At 63.7% G+C, this 16,076-nt stretch carries 13 protein-coding genes; 9 read left to right on the top strand and 4 right to left on the bottom strand.

Annotated features, from left to right (window positions below; all coding sequences use genetic code 11):
- Positions 1–90 precede the first annotated feature (90 nt).
- The 7 genes from AC1DP9_RS18575 to AC1DP9_RS18545 all read left to right on the top strand — a co-directional run bounded on the left by AC1DP9_RS18575 (position 91) and on the right by AC1DP9_RS18545 (position 8,510).
- Positions 91–1,101 carry a 2-dehydropantoate 2-reductase gene (locus AC1DP9_RS18575; protein WP_092299718.1) on the top strand — a complete coding sequence of 337 codons (1,011 nt, stop codon included), beginning with the start codon at positions 91–93 and terminating at the stop codon, positions 1,099–1,101.
- A gap of 246 nt (positions 1,102–1,347) precedes the next feature.
- Complete coding sequence (locus AC1DP9_RS18570) at positions 1,348–2,064, top strand: GntR family transcriptional regulator (RefSeq protein ID WP_092299721.1); 717 nt, start codon at positions 1,348–1,350, stop codon at positions 2,062–2,064.
- A gap of 339 nt (positions 2,065–2,403) precedes the next feature.
- A complete protein-coding gene (frc, locus tag AC1DP9_RS18565) occupies positions 2,404–3,639 on the top strand; it encodes a formyl-CoA transferase (protein WP_092299960.1) in 1,236 nt (411 codons plus the stop codon).
- A gap of 116 nt (positions 3,640–3,755) precedes the next feature.
- Positions 3,756–4,538, top strand: coding sequence for a fumarylacetoacetate hydrolase family protein (locus AC1DP9_RS18560; protein ID WP_144197074.1), 783 nt, complete (start codon positions 3,756–3,758; stop codon positions 4,536–4,538).
- A gap of 280 nt (positions 4,539–4,818) precedes the next feature.
- Positions 4,819–6,552 carry an oxalyl-CoA decarboxylase gene (gene oxc / locus AC1DP9_RS18555; protein ID WP_092299727.1) on the top strand — a complete coding sequence of 578 codons (1,734 nt, stop codon included), beginning with the start codon at positions 4,819–4,821 and terminating at the stop codon, positions 6,550–6,552.
- Between the two features lie 41 nt (positions 6,553–6,593).
- Positions 6,594–7,844, top strand: coding sequence for a formyl-CoA transferase (gene frc / locus AC1DP9_RS18550; protein ID WP_092299730.1), 1,251 nt, complete (start codon positions 6,594–6,596; stop codon positions 7,842–7,844).
- 219 nt (positions 7,845–8,063) lie between these two features.
- Positions 8,064–8,510 (top strand): PAS domain-containing protein, encoded by a 447-nt coding sequence (locus tag AC1DP9_RS18545; protein ID WP_144197077.1) that lies wholly within the window; start codon positions 8,064–8,066, stop codon positions 8,508–8,510.
- 76 nt (positions 8,511–8,586) lie between these two features.
- On the opposite strand, the gene sucD is transcribed toward AC1DP9_RS18545, so the two are convergent.
- On the bottom strand, positions 8,587–9,510 hold the full coding sequence (gene sucD, locus AC1DP9_RS18540; RefSeq protein WP_477108161.1) for a succinate--CoA ligase subunit alpha: 924 nt from the start codon (positions 9,508–9,510) through the stop codon (positions 8,587–8,589).
- A 1-nt stretch (position 9,511) separates the two neighbouring features.
- A complete protein-coding gene (sucC, locus tag AC1DP9_RS18535; RefSeq protein WP_477108160.1) occupies positions 9,512–10,726 on the bottom strand; it encodes an ADP-forming succinate--CoA ligase subunit beta in 1,215 nt (404 codons plus the stop codon).
- 349 nt (positions 10,727–11,075) lie between these two features.
- Between sucC and frc (AC1DP9_RS18530) the strand changes: the two genes are divergently transcribed.
- Positions 11,076–12,308 (top strand): formyl-CoA transferase, encoded by a 1,233-nt coding sequence (frc, locus tag AC1DP9_RS18530; protein WP_477108159.1) that lies wholly within the window; start codon positions 11,076–11,078, stop codon positions 12,306–12,308.
- 55 nt (positions 12,309–12,363) lie between these two features.
- Positions 12,364–14,493: an acetate--CoA ligase family protein gene (locus AC1DP9_RS18525; protein WP_477108158.1), complete on the top strand. Its 2,130-nt coding sequence runs from the start codon at positions 12,364–12,366 to the stop codon at positions 14,491–14,493.
- Between the two features lie 179 nt (positions 14,494–14,672).
- On the opposite strand, the gene AC1DP9_RS18520 is transcribed toward AC1DP9_RS18525, so the two are convergent.
- On the bottom strand, positions 14,673–14,987 hold the full coding sequence (locus tag AC1DP9_RS18520; protein WP_441593462.1) for an HAD family hydrolase: 315 nt from the start codon (positions 14,985–14,987) through the stop codon (positions 14,673–14,675).
- Positions 14,988–15,094: 107 nt separating this feature from the next.
- The gene (locus tag AC1DP9_RS18515) at positions 15,095–16,063 is read right to left on the bottom strand and encodes a LysR substrate-binding domain-containing protein (protein ID WP_477108157.1); all 969 of its coding nucleotides are present in this window, start codon (positions 16,061–16,063) and stop codon (positions 15,095–15,097) included.
- Positions 16,064–16,076 lie beyond the last annotated feature (13 nt).

The following is a 16,076-nucleotide window of genomic DNA, read 5'->3' as shown; positions in this document are numbered from 1 at the left end:
GAGATTGAGGTTGTGAAACGCCAAGACTGGAATATAGTATGTGATATATCAAAATAATACCGGTCATCACAACCATCGAGGAGACAACCCATGAAGATCTGTATCTATGGGGCAGGGGCAATTGGCGGCTACATGGGCGCGCAGTTGGCGCTCGCGGGCGCCGACGTGAGTTTTATCGCACGCGGGCCGCATCTGGCGGCCATGCAGGCCAACGGCGTGCGCCTTCATATCGAAGGCGAGGAGCGCGTGGCGCGCGTGCGCTGCACCAGCGATCCGCGCGAGCTGGGTCCGCAGGACTATGTGTTCATCACGCTCAAGGCGCACCAGGTGCCCGGCGTGGTGGATCTGATGCAGCCGCTGCTCGGGCCGGAAACGGCAGTCGTGACCGGCGTCAACGGCATTCCCTACTGGTACTTCCACAAGCATGGCGGCGAGTTCGCCGGGCGCACGCTGGAGAGCGTGGACCCAGGCGGCAAGCAGTGGCGCGGGCTCGGGCCGGAACGGGCGATCGGCTGCGTGCTGTATCCGGCCGCCGAGATCGAGGCGCCGGGCGTGATCCGCCATGTCTACGGTAAGAAGTTTCCTATCGGCGAGCCAGATGGAAGCCGTTCCTCGCGCGTGACGCAACTCGCCGACCTGATGGTCAAGGCGGACCTCGACGCGCCCGTGCGCGACAACATCCGCGATGAGATCTGGCTCAAGCTGTGGGGCAACCTCTGCTTCAATCCGATCAGCGCGCTGACGCATGCCACGCTGGACATCATCACGTCCGACCCAGCCACGCGCGCGCTGTCGCGCCAGATGATGCTGGAGGCCAAGGCGATTGCCGAGCGCTTTGGCGTGCACTTTCGGGTCGATGTGGAGCGGCGTATCGACGGCGCCGGCGCGGTGGGGGCGCACAAGACCTCGATGCTGCAGGACCTGGAGGCCGGCCGGGCGATGGAAATCGACCCCTTGCTGACCGTGGTGCAGGAGATGGGCCGGATGATCGGCCAGCCCACGCCGATGGTCGATGCCGTGCTGGGGCTGATCAAGCAGCGCGACAGGATGGCGCAGGGCGGTCAGACTGCGCCGCCCGTGCCGGTGGCGCGCGCGGCATGACGCGGGAGAAATCCCCGGCGATGTGGTGATCTTGATATACCATATACGAAAGGCCGGACCCGCCCCTTTCTCACCCGTTCGGGTTCTTGACGCGCGATCATCGACGAGATTGATGAGCAAACCGCATGGCGCCATGCCAAACTGGACACCATGCGTCCGCGCGTCAGGTCCCGGCAGTGGAGTGGGGCGGGACGCCGCCGGAGGCCGCCTCGGCCCCCGGGGCGCCGGTCATAGACGAGTGCATTCATGTCCGCCCAAACACCCGAAGTCCAGCCCGCCGGCCTGACCCTGTCGCTGCAGCCGATCAACGCGGGCGCCAGCCTGCGCGACCAGGCCTATGCGATGCTGCGCCAGGCCATTGCCGATGCCGATATCTATCAGTCGCGAGAGGAAGTGCGGCTGGACGAGCGCGTGCTGTCCGAAGCGCTGGGCGTGAGCCGCACGCCGATCCGCGAGGCGATGACGCTGCTCGAGCAGGAAGGCTTCCTGCGCACGGTGCCGCGCCGCGGCATCTACATCATGCGCAAGACCAAGCGCGAGATCGTGGAGATGATCCAGGTCTGGGCCGCGCTGGAGAGTATGGCGGCCCGCCTGGCCACGCTCCATGCCACCGACGAGGAAATCGGCAAACTGCGACACATGTTCGACAGCTTCCGAGACTCCACGCCAGCCGAACACATCGAAGAGTATTCCGACGCCAACATCGTCTTTCACCAGGCGATCGTGCAGCTATCGAAGTCGCAGATCATCATGGACGCGATCAAGAACATCTTCGTCCATGTGCGTGCGATTCGGAAAATGACGATCTCGCAGAGCGACCGCGCCGCGCGGTCGATCGTCGATCATCTGCGGATTATCGAGGCGCTGGAGAAGCGCGATACGGAACTGGCCGAGAAGCTGGTGCGCCAGCACTCGCTGGACCTGGCCGACTACGTGGAAAAGAACTGCGACTTCCTGGACTGACTGCCGGCCACGTCATGCACGCCCCGTCGCCCAGCCCATGACGGAGCGCGGGCATTGTTCCGCGATGTGGCCGAATCTTCTTGCGCCCCAACAGCTTTACGGCACGTTGGGGCTTTTTCTTTGGCACGTTTCTTTGGCTATTTGCCCATCTCGCAGGCGAGGGGCTGTCCTTGGAACGGCCTATGCGCATTTGCTGCGATGCAGCGTCGAAACTTCCATGATTCGGGTTTAAACCCTCTTGCATCTTGCTGATATACCACATACTGTATGTCAAAAGAGCGAAGCACAAATCAGGAGACGAGCATGGCCGAGGCTACCAACCAAAGTCAGAGCAGCACCATGGCGCAACGCAAAGCCCTGGACGGCATTCGCGTCCTGGACATGACGCACGTTCAGGCCGGCCCCTCGGCTACGCAGTTGATGGCCTGGATGGGCGCCGACGTGATCAAGGTCGAATTGCCCGGACGTGGTGACATCACGCGCAGCCAGCTGCGTGACGTGCCCAACGCTGACAGCCTGTACTTCACCATGCTGAACAGCAACAAGCGTAGCCTGACGCTCAATATGAAAACGCCGGAAGGCAAGGCACTGCTGGAAGACCTGATTCAGCAGAGCGATGTGCTGATCGAGAACTTCGGTCCGGGCGTGCTGGCCCGCGCCGGATTCGACTGGGAACATATCCAGGACCTGAATCCGCGCATGGTCTATGCGTCGATCAAGGGCTTCGGTCCTGGCCCCTACCAGGACTGCAAGGCGTATGAAAACGTGGCCCAGTGCATGGGCGGTGCCGCATCGACGACAGGCGAAGCCAGCGGCATGCCATTGGTGACGGGCGCGCAGATCGGCGATTCGGGTACGGGCGTGCACTGCGTGGTCGGGATCCTGGGCGCACTGCTGCAGCGCGAGCATTCGGGGCGCGGCCAGCGCGTGGAAGTCGCCATGCAGGACGCCGTACTGAACCTGTGCCGCGTGAAACTGCGCGACCAACAGCGCCTGGATGCCGGCCCGCTGCGCGAGTACCCCAACGATCAGTTCGACGACCACGTGCCGCGCGCGGGCAATGCGTCGGGCGGCGGCCAGCCGGGCGCTGCGCTGCGCTGCGCGCCGGGCGGTGCGAACGACTACGTCTACGTCATCATCCAGCCGCAGGGCTGGGAGCCGCTGATGCGCCTGTGCGGCCGCGAAGATCTGATCACCGATCCGGAATTCGCCACGCCTGAAGTGCGTCTGAAAAAGCTCGCCGCGTGCTTCGGCATCATCGAGCAATGGACCCTGGGCCACACCAAGTTCGAGGTGATGAACGCACTCAACGAGGTGGATGTGCCGTGTGGCCCGATATTGTCGATGAAGGACCTGATCGGGGACCAGTCGATGTACGAGCGCGGGTTCCTGATCGAGCTGGAGCACCCGGTGCGCGGCAAATACGTGCAGCTCGGCTCGCCGATCACACTGTCCGACTCGCCGGTGAACGTCGAGCGCTCGCCGCTGCTGGGGGAGCACACCAACGAGATCCTCGAGTCGCTGGGGCGGTCGCCGGCCCAGATTGCTGCGCTGCGCCTGGCGGGAGCGATCTGACCCGAGGCGTCCGGCCACGGCCGGTGCCTCGTCTCCACAGCCCCTGACGGGGGTCTCTCCATTCTCTGCTGAAAGAGCAGGCGCGGCACGCTCGCGCCTGTCAGAGGAGTTCTGCCGTGCAAACCTGGATTCGCTTCCGCCGTCCTGATGGCGACGCCGCTTATGGCCGGCTTGACGAGGGTGATGCCGACCGCGTCATCGAATGCGATGGCCCTGGCTATACCGATCCTCGCCCCACGGGCAATAGCTACAGCTACGCCTCGCTGGACCTGCTGGCCCCGTGCCAGCCGGGCAAGATCGTGGCGCTGTGGAACAACTTTCACGCCCTCGCGGCCCGGCTGGAGAAAGCGGTGCCCGTGCATCCGCTGTTCCTGCTGAAGCCGGCAAGTTCGCTGGCCGGCCCCGGCGACGGCATCCTGCGTCCGAGCGGGTATACCGGCAAGATCGCCTACGAAGGCGAACTCGGCATCGTCATTGGCCGCGAATGCCGGAATGTGCCGCTCGCCGAGGCTGCCTCGCACATCTTCGGCTACACCATCGTCAATGACGTCACGGCGAGCGAGCTGCTCAATGCCGATCCCAACTTCCCGCAGTGGACGCGCGCCAAGGGTTCCGACACCTTCGGTTGCGTCGGTCCGGCCATTGTCTCCGGCTTTGACTGGCGAAGCGCCAGCGTGGTGACGCGTCTGGACGGCGTCGAGCGCCAGAACTACCCGTTGTCCGACATTGTTTTTTCGCCCGAGGAGCAGGTCAGCCTGCTGTCGCGGGACATGACGTTGATGCCGGGCGACGTGATCGCCGTCGGCACCTCGATCGGGGTCGGGTCGATGAAGGAGGGTTCTGTGGTGGAGGTGTCGATCCGCGGGATCGGCTCGCTGGTCAACCATGTGCGCGGCTGAACGAGCCAGTTTGCGAAGGCGGGAAGCTCGGTAGTTTCCCTTATCTGGGTGCGTAACTTCGGGGAAATGCTGCGGCGCATCGACGAAAGTTCGCATCAATGCTTGCTGAATACTGATATATCACATACCGTATTTGCCAAAGGTCGCTGCCTGTAGCGAATCGTCAAGGAGGAGACATCGTGAAGTCCGAAGTAGCCAGGCGGGCGCGAGAACGACCGCTGAAGACACCTTGAAGCAGAAGTTTTCCAATCCCCGTCAATTTGTATAGAAGGATGCAACCATGGCAGAAGTCGGAAACGAGCTGCAGCGTCAGGCTGGCGAAGAACATCAGGCACAAACCGATGGTTTTCATCTGGTCATCGAAGCGCTGAAGCTGAACGGCATCGAGAACATCTATGGCCTGCCCGGTATTCCGGTCACGGATCTGGCCCGTCTGGCGCAGGCCAACGGCATGCGCGTTATCAGCTTTCGTCATGAGCAGAATGCCGGCAACGCCGCAGCGATTGCCGGCTTTCTCACGCAGAAGCCGGGCGTTTGCCTGACCGTGTCTGCGCCCGGCTTCCTGAACGGGCTGACGGCGCTGGCGAATGCGACCACCAACTGCTTCCCGATGATTCTGATCAGCGGCTCGAGCGAGCGCGAGATCGTCGATCTGCAGCAGGGTGACTACGAAGAGATGGACCAGCTGGCTATCGCCCGTCCGCACGCCAAGGCTGCCTTCCGCGTGCTGCACGCTGAAGACATTGGTGTCGGTATCGCGCGTGCCATCCGCGCCGCCGTGTCGGGCCGTCCGGGCGGTGTGTACCTGGACCTGCCGGCCAATCTGCTGGGCCAGTCGATGGAAGCCGAGCGTGGCCGCAAGTCGTTGATCAAGGTGGTGGACCCGGCCCCGCGCCAACTCCCTGCACCGGACTCGATCGACCGTGCTGTCGCGCTGCTGAAGAGCGCCAAGCGCCCGCTGATCCTGTTGGGCAAGGGTGCCGCATACGCTCGCGCCGATGCGGATATCCGCGCGCTGGTCGAGAAGACCGGCATTCCGTACCTGCCGATGTCGATGGCCAAGGGCCTGCTGCCCGATACACACCCGCAATCGGCCTCGGCCGCACGGTCGTACGTGCTGGCGGAAGCTGACGTGGTGATGCTGGTCGGCGCGCGCCTGAACTGGCTGCTGTCGCACGGCAAAGGCAAGACCTGGGGCAAGCCGAAGCAGTTCATCCAGATCGACATCTCGCCGACCGAGATGGACAGTAACGTGGCCATCGCCGCGCCCGTAGTGGGTGACATTGGTTCGTGCGTATCGGCAATGCTCGACAAGATCGGCAACGGTTTTGCCAAGCCGGGCGCCGATTGGCTGAACGCGGTGGACGAACGCAAGGACAAGAACCTGGCGAAGATGGCCGAGACCTTGTCCAAGGATGTGTCGCCGATGAACTTCCATAGCGCGCTGCGCGCGCTGAAGGACGTCGTCAAAGCCAATCCGGGCATCTCGTTTGTCAACGAAGGCGCCAACACGCTGGACTACGCCCGTGCCGTGATCGACATGTACGAGCCGCGCAAGCGCCTGGACGTGGGCACCTGGGGCGTGATGGGTGTGGGCATGGGCTACGCGGTCGCTGCGGCGGTCGAAACCAGCAAGCCGGTCCTCGCGCTGTGCGGTGACAGTGCGTTCGGCTTCTCGGGCATGGAGGTGGAAACTATCTGCCGCTACAACCTGCCGATCTGCATCGTCATTTTCAACAATAACGGCGTCTACAAGGGTATCGACGTGAATCCGACCGGCGGCAACGATCCGGCGGTCACGATGTTCGTCAAGGGGGCGCGCTACGACAAGATGATGGAAGCGTTCGGTGGGGTTGGTCACAACGTCACCACACCGGCGGAACTCGAAGCCGCGGTGAACGAAGCCTTGCGGTCGGGCAAGCCCACGCTGGTCAACGCCGTCATCGACCCGGCTGCCGGTACCGAAAGCGGTCGTCTGACCAATCTGAATCCGCAGAGCGCGGCCAAGAAGTAATCCACCCCAGTTTCACCCTCTATTCCATCAGGAGAGCGATTGTGAACCTCCCACTCAACGGCATCAAGATCATCGACTTTACGCACGTGCAAGCCGGCCCCGCCTGCACGCAGCTTCTCGCATGGTTCGGCGCAGACGTCATCAAGGTGGAGCGCCCCGGCTCCGGCGACGTCACCCGCACGCAATTGCGCGACATTCCCGACGCGGACGCGCTGTACTTCACCATGCTGAACAGCAACAAGCGCTCGCTGACGCTGGACACCAAGAAGCCGGAAGGCAAGAAGATCCTGGAGCAGTTGATCCGCGAATCGGATGTGCTGGTCGAGAACTTCGGCCCCGGTGCGCTTGACCGCATGGGCTTCTCCTGGGAGCGCATCAAGGAACTGAACCCGAAGATGATCGTGGCATCGGTCAAGGGCTTCAGCGACGGCCACCACTATGAAGACCTGAAGGTCTACGAGAACGTGGCACAGTGCGCTGGCGGTGCCGCGTCGACCACCGGCTTCTGGGACGGCCCGCCGACCGTGTCGGCCGCCGCCCTGGGTGACTCGAACACCGGCATGCACCTGGCCATCGGCATCCTGACCGCGATCATCGGCCGCCAGCAGACCGGCCAGGGTCAGAAGGTTGCCGTATCGATGCAGGACGCCGTGCTGAATCTGTGCCGCGTGAAGCTGCGCGACCAGCAGCGACTGGACCGCCAGGGCTATCTGGAAGAGTATCCCCAGTATCCGCACGGCACGTTCAGCGACGTGGTGCCCCGTGGTGGCAACGCCGGCGGTGGCGGCCAGCCGGGCTGGGTGCTGAAGTGCAAGGGTTGGGAGACCGATCCCAACGCCTATATCTACTTCACCATCCAGGGCCACGCCTGGGAGCCGATCTGCAAGGCACTGGGCAAGGAAGAGTGGATCAGCGATCCGAACTACAACACGCCCAAGGGCCGTCAGCCGCATATCTTCGAAATCTTCAAGACCATCGAAGAATGGCTTGCCGACAAGACCAAGTACGAGGCGGTGGACATCCTGCGCAAGTTCGATATTCCCTGCTCGCCGGTGCTGTCAATGAAGGAACTCGCGGCGGATGAATCGCTGCGCAAGAGCGGTTCGATCGTGGAAGTCCCGCACAAGGAACGTGGCACGTACCTGACCGTGGGCAGCCCGATCAAGTTCTCGGCCATGAAGCCGGAAATCACCGGTTCGCCGCTGCTGGGCGAGCACAGCGAGGAAGTGCTGGCCAGCCTGGGCTATGCCGCCGAGGAGATCTCCCGTCTGCGTGAGTCGCAGGTGATCTGAGCCAGGCGCCAGCACTGCCAGTGCCCAATGTGACAGCGGGCCACACCTGGAGCGCCGGGGAATGCGTAGACGGGACGTAACGCACCCTGGCGCTTCATGGTTTGGACGCCAAGCTGAGGGACCGGCATGGCCGACGGTGCCACAATGACAGCCCGGACCCCTGGTGGCGAACCTCGCCACCCTCCCATTCGCCTGGAAAGCTCAGGAAAGACCAAGACCATGCAGACCGCGATCGACTATGAACAGCTGGTGTCGGCCATCGGCGACGCCGTGATCATCTCCGGCGCCGACGGTGCCATCACATTATGGAACCCGGCCGCCGAGTACATGTTCGGCTACACCCGGGAGGAGGCCCTGGGCAAGTCGCTGGATCTGATTATTCCCGAGCGCCTGCGTGCGCGCCACTGGGAGGGCTACGACAAGACCATGGCAACGGGCCAGACCCGCTACGGCCATGACTTGCTCAAGGTCCCGGCGATCAACAAGAACGGCGAAGCGATGTCGATCGCTTTTACCGTGGCGCTGCTGCACGGGCAGGGCGGGGAAATCACCGGCATCGTGGCGGTGATCCGTGACGAGACCGTGCGCTTCCAGGAAGAGCGGGCGCTGCGCAAGCGCATCACGGAACTGGAAGCCAGGACGGGCGCCGAGGCAGGAGCCGGCTGACTCACCGGACGCAGTTGCAGCATGGCGCAGGAACGATAGGGCCGGGCGATTCTCCCGGCCTTTTCCGTTTCTACGTTCACGCGCTGGCCAACGCCAGGTTTCGTCTGAGCGGGGCGCGTTCCGATGCCTGCTTCATTGCCGCCGCCATGGTCGCACCCAGCTCCGCTGGCGACCCGGCGACATGGATGCCGGCTTCGCGCATGGCGTTGACCTTCGCTTCCGCCGAGCCCGTCCCGCCCGAGATGATCGCGCCGGCGTGCCCCATGCGGCGTCCCGGCGGCGCCGTGGTGCCGGCGATAAAGCCCGCCACCGGTTTGCGCCTGTGCGCATCGCGCAGGAACTGGGCTGCCTCTTCCTCCGCCGATCCGCCAATCTCGCCAATCATGAGGATGCCTTCGGTCTTGTCGTCGGCCAGGAACATCTCCAGGCAGTCGATGAAGTCGGTGCCGTTCACCGGATCGCCGCCGATGCCGATGCAGGTCGATTGCCCCAGTCCGGCCGCCGTGGTCTGCGCCACGGCCTCATAAGTCAGCGTGCCCGAGCGCGACACCACGCCGATCTTGCCCGGTGTATGGATGTGGCCGGGCATGATGCCGATCTTGCATTGCCCCGGCGTGATTACCCCCGGACAATTCGGGCCAACCAGGCGGCTGCCGGACCCCGACAGCGCACGCTTGACCCGCACCATGTCCATCACGGGAATGCCTTCGGTGATGCAGACGATCAGCGCGATGCCGGCATCGACCGCCTCCAGGATGGCATCGGCGGCGAACGGTGGCGGCACATAGATGACCGAGGCGTCGGCGCCTGTGGCATTGGCGGCAGCGGCCACGGTATCGAAGACCGGGAGGCCCAGGTGCGATTCACCGCCCTTGCCGGGCGTGACGCCGCCCACCATCTTCGTGCCATAGGCCAGTGCCTGTGCCGAATGGAATGTGCCTTGTGCGCCGGTAAAGCCCTGGCAGATCACGCGTGTGTCTTTGTCGATCAGCACGGCCATTTCACTTTCCTCCCTTCTTCGATGGGTGCGTGCGCACGGCGGCCACGACTTTCTCGGCCGCATCGGCAAGATCCTTGGCCGAGACGACCGGCAGGCCCGAATCTCGCAGGATCTTCTTGCCGAGGTCGACGTTGGTGCCTTCCAGCCGCACCACCAGCGGCACGGTCAGGTCCGCTTCGCGCGCCGCGGCCACCACGCCTTCGGCAATCACGTCGCAGCGCATGATGCCGCCGAAGATATTGACGAGAATCCCTTCGACCCTGGGATCGGCCAGGATCAGCCGGAACGCCGCGGTGACGCGCTCCGTCGTGGCGCCACCGCCTACGTCGAGGAAGTTGGCCGGCTCGCCGCCATGGAGCTTGATGATGTCCATCGTGGCCATCGCCAGGCCTGCGCCATTCACCATGCAGCCGATGTTGCCGTCCAGCCGCACGTAGTTCAGGGCGTGCCGGGCGGCTTCGGTCTCGGCCGGGTCTTCCTCGCTCTCGTCGCGCATGGCATCGATGTCGGGATGGCGGAAGAGGGCGTTATCGTCGAAACTGAACTTGGCGTCGAGCGCCATCACGTCGCCGCTGCCGGTGACCACAAGCGGATTGATCTCGACGATCGACGCGTCGAGTTCGGTGAACGCGCGGTAGGTCGAGAGGATAAAACGGGTAGCCGCGCCCACCTGCTTGCCCGACAGCCCCAGGCCGAATGCCAGCCGGCGTGCATGAAACGGCTGGATGCCGCTGGCCGGATCGATTGCCACCTTCAGGATTTTCTCGGGCGTGCGTGCGGCAACCTCCTCGATCTCCATGCCGCCTTCGGTGGACGCCATGATCGTGATGCGCGACGTGGCGCGGTCGATCAGGATGCCCAGGTAGAGCTCGCGCGCGATGTCGCAGCCTTCCTCGACGTAAAGGCGCCGCACTACCCGGCCGGCCGGGCCGGTCTGCCTGGTGACCAGGGCCTTGCCCAGCATCTGCGCGGCGCTCGAGCGGACGTCATCGATCGACTTCACCACGCGCACGCCGCCCTTGCCCGAGCTGTCATCCGCGAAGCGGCCGGCACCGCGGCCGCCAGCGTGGATCTGCGACTTCACCACCCAGACCGGGCCGCCCAGCTTGCGGGCGGCATGGGCGGCCTCGTCTGGCGTAAAGACCACGCGGCCATGCGGTACAAGCACGTCATAGCGCCTGAGCAACTCCTTGGCCTGATATTCGTGAATGTTCACGTGTCTCCTCGGTTGAAAAGCGCCGCGGGCCGCAGGTCGGGACCCGCCTGTTCAGTTTTTCGCGGCGTAAAATACGATATGTAATATATCAATAATAAAATCATGCCGAAACTGGGTGCGAGCTGAATCGCGCAAAAGGGATGTCCGCGCTGACAAGGCCATCGCATCAATCGCGCAAGATTGATCGCAAAGCCTTCTATGTTGCGGGTTAACGCTCGTGTATGCCGCAGGATCTATTGCGATGCGGAATGAAAAGTCTGAACCGCGCTGCATTTTCTTCTTGTTGTGTCGTGATATATCACATACGTTATCCAGCAAGCGCGCACGAGAATACTCAAGGAGACAACGCATGAATAACAAAGCACTCGACGGTGTCCGCATCCTGGACATGACGCACGTGCAGGCCGGCCCCTCGGCCACCCAGCTGATGGCCTGGCTGGGCGCCGACGTGATCAAGGTGGAACTGCCTGGCCGGGGCGACATCACGCGCAGCCAGCTGCGCGACGTGCCGAACGCCGACAGCCTCTACTTCACGATGCTGAACTCCAACAAGCGCAGCCTCACGCTGAACATGAAGACGCCCGAGGGCAAGGCGCTGCTGGAAGACCTGGTGCAGCGCTGCGACGTGCTGGTGGAGAACTTCGGCCCCGGCGTGCTCGACCGCGCCGGTTTCGACTGGGACCGCCTGCAGGAGTTGAACCCGCGCCTGATCTACGCGTCGATCAAGGGCTTCGGCCCGGGGCCGTACGCGGACTGCAAGGCGTACGAAAACGTGGCCCAGTGCATGGGCGGCTCGGCCAGCACGACCGGTACCGAGGATGGTGCCCCGACGGTGACCGGCGCGCAGATCGGCGACTCGGGTACCGGCGTGCACTGCGTGGTCGGCATCCTGGCCGCGCTGCTGCACCGCGAGCATTCGGGCCGTGGCCAGCGCGTGGAAGTGGCGATGCAGGATTCGGTGCTGAATCTCTGCCGCGTGAAACTGCGCGACCAGCAGCGCCTCTCGGCCGGTCCGCTTAAGGAATTTCCGAACGAAACCTTTGGCGACTATGTGCCGCGTGCCGGCAATGCGTCGGGCGGCGGCCAGCCGGGCGCCGCGCTGCGCTGCTCGCCGGGCGGGGCCAACGACTACGTCTACGTGATCATTCAGCCGCAAGGCTGGGAGCCGCTGATGCGCCTGTGCGGCAGGGAGGACCTGATCACCCATCCGCAGTTCGCCACGCCGGAAGCGCGCCTGAAATGCCTGGGCGAGTGCTTCTCCATCATCGAGAAGTGGACCAAGACCAAGACGAAATTCGAGGTCATGGACGCCCTGAACGAGGTGGACGTGCCGTGCGGCCCGATTCTCTCGATGAAGGACTTGATCGAGGACGAGTCGATGTTCGACCGCGGCTACCTGGTCGAGCTGGACCACCCGGAGCGCGGCAAGTACGTGCAGCTGGGTTGCCCGATCACGCTCTCGGCCTCGCCCGTGGAAGTGGAACGTTCGCCGCTGCTGGGCGAGCACACCGAAGAAATCCTCGACTGGCTCGGCCGCTCGCCGGCCCAGATCGCGGCGCTGAAGGCGRCCGGCGCGGTCTGAGCCGCGCCACCTCTCGAATGATTGTCTGCAATGCCTGAACAGATGGAGACCTGACATGGCACATGACAAGGATGCGGTACGCAAGATTCTGGCGACCGTGAAGGAAGAGGGGCGCGCTGCGCTGACGGCGCCCGAGGGCAAGCTCGTCTGCGACGCCTATGGCATCTCGGTGCCGGGCGAGGGCGTGGCCAAATCGCCGTCGAACGCGGTGGAATTGGCGACGAAGATGGGTTTTCCGGTGGTGATGAAGATCGTCTCGCCGGACATCCTGCACAAGACCGAAGCCGGCGGCGTGCTGGTGGGCCTGAAATCGGCGGCGGATGTGGAGCAGGGCTACCGCACCATCATCGAGAACGCCAAGAAGTACAACGCCAACGCCGAAATCATCGGCGTGCAAGTGCAACAAATGATCACAGGCGGCCAGGAAGTGATCATCGGCGCCGTGACCGATCCGTCGTTCGGCAAGCTGGTGGCGTTCGGCCTGGGCGGCGTGCTGGTGGAAGTGCTCAAGGACATCACCTTCCGCATGGCACCGGCCACCAACGAAGATGCGCTGTCGATGCTGGACGGCATTGCCGCTGCCGAGGTGCTCAAGGGCGTGCGCGGCGCCGACCCGGCCAACCGCGAGGCGCTGGCCGGCATGATCGAGCGCGTGTCGCAGCTCGTCAGCGATTTCCCGGAGATTTCCGAGCTGGACCTGAACCCGGTGTTCGCCAGCAAGGACGGCGCCATCGCCGCCGACGTGCGGATCGTGGTGGACTTCTCGCCGCAGCCGGAGAAGTACCGTCCGACGCAGGAGCAGATCGTCAAGCAGATGAACCGCATCATGCGCCCGGACACGGTGGCGGTGATCGGCGCATCCGCCGAGGACGGGAAGATCGGCAACTCGGTGATGAAGAACCTGATCAACGGCGGCTACCAGGGCAAGATCTACCCGATCCACCCCAAGGCCGAAGAGATCATGGGCATGTCGGCCTACAAGAGCGTGCTCGATGTGCCGGGCAATATCGATGTGGCGGTGTTTGCGATCCCGGCCAAGTTCGTGGCCCAGGCGCTCGAGGAAGTCGGCAAGAAGGGCATTCCCGGCGCCGTGCTGATTCCGTCCGGGTTTGCCGAAACCGGCAACGTGCAAGGGCAGGACGAGATCGTGGCGATTGCCCGCAAGCACGACATCCGCCTGATGGGACCGAATATCTACGGTTTCTACTACACGCCGAAGAACCTTTGCGCCACGTTCTGCACGCCGTATGACGTGAAGGGCAAGGCGGCGCTGTCGTCGCAGTCGGGCGGTATCGGCATGGCCATCATCGGCTTCTCGCGCTCGGCCAAGATGGGCGTGTCGGCCATCGTCGGCCTGGGCAACAAGTCGGATATCGACGAAGACGATCTGCTCACCTTCTTCGAGCAGGACGACAACACCGAGATCATCGCCCAGCACTGCGAGGACCTGAAGGATGGCCGCGCCTTTGCCGAGGTGGCGCGCCGGGTGTCGAAGAAGAAGCCGGTGGTGGTGCTCAAGGCTGGCCGGACCAGCATGGGCGCGCGGGCAGCCAGCTCGCACACCGGCGCGCTGGCCGGCAACGACCGCATCTACGAGGACGTGTTCAAGCAGGCCGGCGTGATTCGGGCGCGCTCGCTGCGCGACCTGCTCGAGTTCGCGCGCGGCATTCCCAAGCTGCCGACGCCGAAGGGCGAGAACGTGGTCATCATCACGGGCGCGGGCGGGTCGGGCGTGCTGTTGTCCGATGCCTGCGTGGACAACAACCTGTCCCTGATGACGATGCCGGACGACCTCGACGCCGCGTTCCGCAAGTTCATCCCGCCGTTCGGCGCGGCCGGCAATCCGGTGGACATCACCGGCGGCGAGCCGCCCACGACGTACAAGAACACGCTGCGCCTTGGCATGGAAGATCCGCGCATCCACGCGATCATCCTCGGCTACTGGCACACGATCATCACGCCGCCGATGGTGTTCGCCCAGCTGGTCATCGAAGTGAAGGAGGAGATGGCGGCGAAGGGCATCGAAAAGCCGATCGTGGCGTCGCTGGCCGGCGACGTGCAGGTGGAGGAAGCTGCCGAGTACCTGTACGAGCACGGCGTGCCGTCCTACGCGTACTCGACCGAGATCCCGGTGGCCGTGCTCGGCGCGAAGTACAAGTGGGCGAGGGGAGCGGGCAAGATCTGATGCGGTCCGCCCCGCCGGCATAGCCAGACCTGCCGGCATCTCCAGCACAACCAGCCCCCAACGAGACAGCAACCGTTGGGGGCATTTGATAAACGAAGGGGCAAATGCGACAGGCCGTTCCCGAGGGAACGGCCTGTCTGGTATTGCGCGACGAATCGTAAAGGGAAATCGTAAAACGCCTAGTTCATGCCGGTGCCGGACATCGCACGCAGGTATTCGTTCTTCTTGTCGAAGATCAGCTGGCTCAGGAACGGCGCGTCGTAGGCGTTGAGCAGATGCGCGTGGTGTTCCTCGATATAGCGGGCCACGCGGGTCTTCTCGCATTCGATGCCGCAGAGCCACTCGAACATCGGCATGTCCCAGCGGAAGCGCAGGCCCAGTTCGGCGAAGGCGGCGTTGAAGGCGGCGAGTTGCAACGTACGATCAGGGCCCGTGGCGCCGGCGACGGGCGACGAAACGGACGCGGAAGACGCGGCGGGATGCAGTGGGTTCATGATCGTCTCCTGTGTTTGCAAGGTCACGAGCTTGGTACAAGTGCAGAGTAGGCGCGACGAACGATTTACGATAATTAAAGTTTCATCGAGAAACCATAAGCTATCGCTTATACATTGGGAATCTGGACCTGGTGGGCGATACGCGGCCGGATCAGCCCCTCCACGCCGGTGATCTGCTGGATCAGGGTGGCGCCTTCTTCCATCAGGAAATGCTTGAATGCCAGCGCCACGGGCGGCAACCGCTTGTTCTTGCGGTGCACCACATACCAGTTCAGCATGACTGGGAATCCTTCGATGTCGAGCACGGCCAGCTTGCCGGCCTGTAGCTCCAGCCCCACCGTGTGCGCGGACAGGAAGGCGATACCCATATTGGCGATGACCGCCTGCTTGATCGTCTCGGTGCTCTTGATCTCCATGGCGATGCGCAGGTTCGAGAGCCGCCCGGCAAAACCTTCCTGCATCGAATTCCAGGTATCGGAGCCTTTCTCGCGCGAGACGAACGCCTCTTCGGCCAGCCCGGCCAGGGGGATGTCGCGGCGCCCGACCAGCGGATGGTTCGGCGCGGCCACGATGACATAGGGGTGGGGGGCGAACGACTCGGCGATGGTGTCCATGCCTTCGGGCGGGCGCACCATGACGGCGAGGTCGGTCAGGTTGCCGGCCAGCTGGTGCAACAGTTCCTCACGATTGTGCACCGCGAGATTCAGCGTCACGCCATCATGCCGATTCATGAATTCAGCCAGCAGGCGGGGAAAGAAATAATCGCCGGCGCTGATCACCGCCACGTTGAGCCGGCCTCCGGAAATACCCTTGAGTTGCGCCATCGCGTCCTCGGCCTCGCGGAATTGCTGGATGATGCTGCGGCTGTAGTGCAGCATCTCCGTGCCGGCCGGCGTGAGGTAGATCCGCTTGCCCAGCTGCTCGAACAGCGGCAGGCCCACGTGATGTTCGAGCTGCCGAACCTGTGTGGAAACAGCGGGTTGCGTGAGATGCAGTTCCTCCGCCGCGCGCGAAAAGCTCAGGTGGCGGGCCACCGTTTCGAACACTTTCAACTGGCGCAGCGTGGCGTTCTTCATTGGTCGATATCCT

The sequence above is a fragment of the Cupriavidus sp. 01L43 genome (assembly GCF_056399925.1).
This window is presented reverse-complemented; position numbering and strand designations above follow the sequence as displayed.

Bases quoted from the DNA above. Each gene is read 5' to 3' on its own strand.
- AC1DP9_RS18575 (WP_092299718.1), top strand. From the start codon at position 91: ATGAAGATCTGTATCTATGGGGCAGGGGCAATTGGCGGCTACATGGGC.
- AC1DP9_RS18570 (WP_092299721.1), top strand. From the start codon at position 1,348: ATGTCCGCCCAAACACCCGAAGTCCAGCCCGCCGGCCTGACCCTGTCG.
- frc (WP_092299960.1), top strand. From the start codon at position 2,404: ATGGCGCAACGCAAAGCCCTGGACGGCATTCGCGTCCTGGACATGACG.
- oxc (WP_092299727.1), top strand. From the start codon at position 4,819: ATGGCAGAAGTCGGAAACGAGCTGCAGCGTCAGGCTGGCGAAGAACAT.
- AC1DP9_RS18545 (WP_144197077.1), top strand. From the start codon at position 8,064: ATGCAGACCGCGATCGACTATGAACAGCTGGTGTCGGCCATCGGCGAC.
- sucD (WP_477108161.1), bottom strand. From the start codon at position 9,510: ATGGCCGTGCTGATCGACAAAGACACACGCGTGATCTGCCAGGGCTTT.
- AC1DP9_RS18525 (WP_477108158.1), top strand. From the start codon at position 12,364: ATGGCACATGACAAGGATGCGGTACGCAAGATTCTGGCGACCGTGAAG.
- AC1DP9_RS18520 (WP_441593462.1), bottom strand. From the start codon at position 14,987: ATGAACCCACTGCATCCCGCCGCGTCTTCCGCGTCCGTTTCGTCGCCC.
- AC1DP9_RS18515 (WP_477108157.1), bottom strand. From the start codon at position 16,063: ATGAAGAACGCCACGCTGCGCCAGTTGAAAGTGTTCGAAACGGTGGCC.